The following is a 5,465-nucleotide window of genomic DNA, read 5'->3' on the forward strand; positions in this document are numbered from 1 at the left end:
CGCCTGCGCCCACAGCCACGGCGAGCGCCGCCCGCCTCTCGATCGGCGCGCTCACCGTCAGCACCATCGACGCGACCGGCGCGACGATCGCGACAACCCCGTACTCCGACGGCGCCCCGGCCATGGTCGCCTTCCTCTCCGCGGCGATCGGGGTCGCGCCGACCGTGGCCCGCGCCGACCCCGAGACCGGCTGCTCGGGGGCGGCAACCACGTACTCCTGGGCCGCCGGGTTCCTCGTCAACGTTCCAGACACCGAGAGCCCGCCGCTCTACACCTGGACAGTCCAGGCCCGCTCCGCGCAGGTGGGCGCCGCCGGGGTGACCGTGCAGTCCAGCACGGGGCTCGTCGTCGGCACGGATGTCTCCGCGAGCGCCGCGAATCTCCCCGCCGACCAGAAGATCGACGAGTACAACGACGGCACCGGTCCCCTCGTCTTCGAGGTCGCCGGCCGGAACGCGGAGGGCAAGCCGTACGGCGGCGCTGCCCTCGTCGGGGAGGGGGGCGTGTTGTCCGCGATCGCGGCCCCCGCCGGCCTCGGCCAGTTCTACTGCTGACACGGACTCAGCCGGCCACCGGCATCCGCCTCCTGTAATGGCCGTAACGGCGTAACGACGAGATTAGGCCGTCGTCTTCGCGGCCGCCTTGGCCGCCCGCTTGGTCTCCCGTACCCGCGCGAGCGACTCGGCATCGACGATGTCGGCAACGGATGCGTGCGAGCCGTCCTGCCCGTACGGCGCAGACGCCTCCTGCCAGCCCGGCGCGGCGAGAGCGAATCGCTTCCCGAGGATGGCCAGGAAGATCTTCGCCTTCTGCTCGCCGAAACCGGGCAGCGCCCTGAGTCGACGGAGCACCTCTGCGCCGTCGGGGGCCCCGGAGGTCCAGATCGCGGAGGCGTCGCTGTTCCAGTCCCGCGCGACGACCTCGGCGAGCGCTTGCACCCGTCCGGCCATCGAGCCGGGAAAACGGTGCACGGCCGGCGTCGTTCGGAAGACTTCGACAAAGGAATCGGCGTCGAGCGCCGCAATCCTCGCGGGTTCCAGGGTGCCGATCCGGTCCCGGATCTTGGCCGGCCCGGCGAATGCCGTCTCCATCGGTACCTGCTGGTCCAGGAGCATCCCGACCAGGAGGGCGAACGGGTCTTCGCTGAGCAGGGCGTCTGAGGCGTCGTCGCCGGTGATGTGCAGCGTCATGCCGCCATTGTGGCACCGGCGGGGCAGGGCCGCGCGGTCGACGCCGCGAGAAACCAGCGGCAGCGACAGCGGCTGCCGGAGTGATCAGCGTGCCCGCTTCGGCAGCCCGCGCCCGAAACGGCTGGCGCGGTTTGCCGATCAGGGTGCATCGGCGACGGTACCCCGCCTTCGGGGCATGAGGGGCGAGCCGACCGGAGCGGATGCCTCCTGGTTCACGCGCGCGTGTCATACTCCGCGGGTGACGCTCTTCGAATCCGGCCAGGACTGGGCCCCGCGCCCGGCGCGGCGACCGCCCCGGTGGCGACTGCGGGGCACCGTCTTCGGAATCGTGCTCGGGACCGTCGCCGGTGTGACGCTGGCCGCCACCTACCTCCCATCGAGCCCGCTCGCTGGTTCCGCAGCGTACTCGCTCTCGGCGGATCTCTCGCCGATCGCCGACCGGATCGGCTTCAGTGACGAAGGCAGGGATATCTTCCTGACCACACGTCCGCAGCTCCTCGACAGCGGTGATTTTCGCAAGGCCTGCGAAGGGACACCGGATGGGACCGTCCACGGGGACTTCGCGACCGTCGGTTGCTTCTACGGTCTCGGGGAACACTTCGGACGGATAGCGATCTTCCGCCCCACCGACGCCAGGCTGGCCGACCAGATCGTGGTGACGGCTGCCCACGAGTTCCTGCACGCCGCGTACGCCCGGCTCACGTCCGTCGAGCAGGCGCGCCTCGACGCGCTCCTCGACAAGCGCTGGTCCACCATTGCGGCGGACGACCCGATTCAGGCCAGCGTCGATTCCTCGGTGGGGTCGGCGGCCGAGAACCGGTCCACCGAGGAATTCGCGTATTTCGGGACCGAGATCGCCGATGCGGTCGACCCGGCGCTCGAGGCGTACTACGCCCGCTATTTCCGCGACCGGGGTGCGCTCGTCGCGATCCACGACGCCGACCGCGCCCTCCGCGACGGCCTGGAGGCCGACTACAGCGCGAAAGCGGATGCCCTCGCCATCCGGGAACAGGCGAACGCGGACGCGGGCGCGCAGTTGCAGGCCGACCGTGCGCAACTGGCCGCCGACCGCGCCTGGTACAACCGGCAGGCCGATGAGTACAACGCTCTCTCCCCGGAGGTCCGCGCCCGCACCTACGTTGCAGACTCCGGCGGCACCGCGGGCGGTGAGCCGTATGGTAGCTATCTGGCCGGCAGACTGGCCGAATTCGCGACGAGGGAGTCAGACCAGTCGCAGCGTCAGAGCGAACTCGACGCGGCCGAAGCCGCAGCCCCGGCGGCGCGCACGGAGGTGGAACGACTCTATGCGGACATCGAGGCGCTCAATGTCGCCGCCGTGCCCGCCACGTGACGCGGCGCCGTTGTTGCCGAAAGCCGGCCGAGGTGCTCTGATGAGCGAATGAGCGAATCGCCCCTGCCCGTTCTGGCCACGAAGCTCTTCATCCCGTCGCCCCGACCGAACGCCGTCTCCCGCCCCCGCCTCATCGCGCGTTTGCGGGAGGGGCTCCGCGCCGGTCACCGGGCGACTCTTCTGTCGGCGCCGGCCGGATTCGGTAAGACCACGGTGGCGAGCCAGTGGATCGCCGACACCGTGGCCGGTGAACCCGGCGCTCGTGTCGCCTGGCTCTCGCTCGACGCGAGCGATAACGATCCCTCACGGTTCCTCACGTACCTCGTAGCGGCCCTGCACCGAGCCGATCCCGCGGTCGCCGCGGATGCACACGCACTTCCGCTTTCGTCGATCGAGGGCACGATGGCCGCGCTCATCAATGACGTGGCGGCAGCACAGCACCCGATGGTCCTGGTGCTCGACGACTTCCACCTCATCGAGGACGGCACGATCCGCGACGGGCTCGTGTTCCTGATCGATCACCTGCCGCCGAACCTGCACCTGGCCATCCTGAGTCGCTCCGACCCGCTCCTGCCGCTGGCCAGGCTGCGCGCGCGGGGCGAGTTGACCGAGTTGCGTGCCGCGGACCTGCGCTTCACTCCCGATGAGGCCGCAGCGTTCCTGAACGAGGTCATGCACCTGGGGCTCTCCCCCGCGCACGTCGCCGCCCTCGACACCCGGACGGAGGGCTGGATCGCAGGCCTCCAGCTTGCGGCACTGTCCATGCGGGACCGCTCGGACGTGGGCGGTTTCATCCAGGGCTTCACCGGCAGTCACCGGTTCGTGATCGACTACCTCGCCGAAGAGGTGCTGCACCGCCAGCCCGATCACGTCCGCGCCTTCCTCTTCGACACCGCGATCCTCGGCCGACTGAGCGCTCCCCTGTGCGACGCGGTCACCGGTCGCTCCGACAGCGGCGAGATGCTCGCGGCCCTCGAGCGGGACAACCTCTTCGTCGTCCCCCTCGACGACCGGCGCGAGTGGTATCGCTATCACCACCTCTTCGCCGACGTGCTGACGGCTCGCGTGCTTGCGGACGGTCCCGACCGGGTACCGGACCTGCACCGGCGCGCCAGCGAGTGGTTCGAACGGAATGGGCTGCCGGAAGATGCAGTCGCTCAGGCCCTGGCCGCCGGGGATTTCGGGCGGGCCGCCAGGGTGATCGAGTCGACGGTGCCCGGCGTGCGCAAGAGCAGGCAGGATGCGACCCTGCTCGGCTGGCTCGCGCTGCTTCCGGGCGACGTCATCAGGCGCAGGCCCGTTCTGGGCGTCTACCGCGCCTGGTCATTGCTCGTGTCCGGTGATGTGGATGCCGTCGAACCGTTGCTGGCGGACGCCGAGCGGGCTCTCGGCGCACCAACGGACGACGGCACGCCGGCCCATGATTCGGCAGCAGGCGCGGAACTGCGGATACTCCCCGTCACGATCGCCCTGTACCGTGCCGCGGTCGCACAGGCGCGCGGCGACGTCGCGGGAACCCAGGTGCAGGCGCGCCGGGCCCTCGATCTCACCGGCCCCGACGACCACTTCGGGCGCGGCGCAGCATCCGGTTTTCTCGGGCTGGCGTCCTGGGCCGTCGGCGACCTCGGCGCCGCGGTCGACGCGTTCGGCGAGGTCGCGACGAGCCTCCGGCGATCCGGCAACCTGGCCGACATGCTCGGCACCACGATCGTCATGGCCGACCTCCTCATCCAACAGGGGCGGCTGCGAGACGCCCAGCGCGCCTGCGAGGATGCCCTGCGCCTCGCGGCGGAACAGGGAGAGCCGGTTCCCCAGTCGACGGCAGACCTCCACGTCGCCGTCAGTGAGCTCCTTCGTGAACGCTCCGACCTGCCCGCCGCCCGGGAGCAATTACTGATCGGCCAGGCACTCGGCGAGCGGGCGTCCCTGCCCGAAAACCGGTATCGCTGGTTCGCCGCGATGTCCCGGATCGACGAGGCGGAGGGACGACTCGACGACGCCCTTGACGCGCTCGGCGCCGCGGAGCGCCTGTACCGGCCCGGGTTCTTCCCGGAGGTGCGGCCTCTTGCCGCGATGAAGGCCAGGCTCTGGATCAAGCAGGGACGGCTCGGTGATGCCCAGGGCTGGGCAGACAGCCAGGGGCTCGCGACAACGGATGCGCCGGGTTACCTGCGCGAGTTCGACCACCTCACGCTGGCGAGGCTCTCGATCGCACGGCACACGTCCGATCCACAGGCCGGCTCCCTCGACGCGACAGCGGCCCTGCTCGACCGCTTGCTCGAAGCGGCGGATGCCGGTGGCCGCGCCGGCCGGGTGAACGAGATCCTGGTCCTGCAGACGTTGGCGCACGCGGCAGCCGGCAACACGGACCTGGCGCTCCGCCCGCTCGCGCGCGCCCTCGCCCAGGCGGAACCAGAGGGGTACGTACGGCTCTTCCTGGACGAGGGCGAGCCGATGGCCGCGCTTCTCCGAACGGCAGCCGACGAGGGAATCGCCCCCGACTATGCTCGCGGCCTCAGCGCGGCGTTCGTGCGCGAGGACGATCCGGGGGCATCCGCCCGGCCGCTCGCCGAAACGCTGAGCGAACGCGAACTGCACGTGCTCAGGCTTCTGGCGACCGAGTTGAGCGGGCCCGAGATCGCCCGCGAACTGTACGTCTCCGTGAACACCCTGCGCACCCACACCCGGCATATCTTCGGCAAACTCGAGGTCACCAACCGGGCGGATGCGATCCGTCGCGCTGAAAAGCTCGGCCTCGTCTGACAATCACCACAGGGATCACCACGTGGAGTGATGCCCCGTCATCACATGTCTCCCTAGATTCAGGGTGTCTTCAGGCAACCGCCTGGGTCACGCAGAACATCGGAGCCTCTCATGAGCATCACGACATCCACCCTCACCCGCGCGGCCCCCCCCGCCGCCCC

At 70.3% G+C, this 5,465-nt stretch carries 4 protein-coding genes; 3 read left to right on the forward strand and 1 reads right to left on the reverse strand.

The genetic code is table 11. The features are described from left to right. A partial coding sequence (locus QN357_RS17635; protein ID WP_323505287.1) for a hypothetical protein occupies nucleotides 1-554 on the forward strand: 554 nt, incomplete at its 5' end. A 63-nt stretch (nucleotides 555-617) separates the two neighbouring features. On the opposite strand, the gene QN357_RS17640 is transcribed toward QN357_RS17635, so the two are convergent. Further along, a complete protein-coding gene (locus QN357_RS17640) occupies nucleotides 618-1,190 on the reverse strand; it encodes an HhH-GPD-type base excision DNA repair protein (RefSeq protein ID WP_322136194.1) in 573 nt (190 codons plus the stop codon). Between the two features lie 238 nt (nucleotides 1,191-1,428). Here QN357_RS17640 and QN357_RS17645 point away from each other — a divergent pair, with 238 nt between their 5' ends. Both QN357_RS17645 and QN357_RS17650 read left to right on the forward strand, forming a co-directional pair. After that, nucleotides 1,429-2,541: a hypothetical protein gene (locus tag QN357_RS17645; RefSeq protein WP_322136195.1), complete on the forward strand. Its 1,113-nt coding sequence runs from the start codon at nucleotides 1,429-1,431 to the stop codon at nucleotides 2,539-2,541. A gap of 48 nt (nucleotides 2,542-2,589) precedes the next feature. Then, on the forward strand, nucleotides 2,590-5,304 hold the full coding sequence (locus QN357_RS17650; RefSeq protein ID WP_322136196.1) for a LuxR C-terminal-related transcriptional regulator: 2,715 nt from the start codon (nucleotides 2,590-2,592) through the stop codon (nucleotides 5,302-5,304). The last annotated feature ends 161 nt before the right edge of the window (nucleotides 5,305-5,465 follow it).

This window comes from Cryobacterium sp. RTC2.1, assembly GCF_035018685.1.
GTDB lineage: Bacteria > Actinomycetota > Actinomycetes > Actinomycetales > Microbacteriaceae > Cryobacterium > Cryobacterium glucosi.

Coding starts and splice junctions, on each gene's coding strand:
- QN357_RS17640 (WP_322136194.1), bottom strand. CDS start 1,190: ATGACGCTGCACATCACCGGCGACGACGCCTCAGACGCCCTGCTCAGC.
- QN357_RS17650 (WP_322136196.1), top strand. CDS start 2,590: ATGAGCGAATCGCCCCTGCCCGTTCTGGCCACGAAGCTCTTCATCCCG.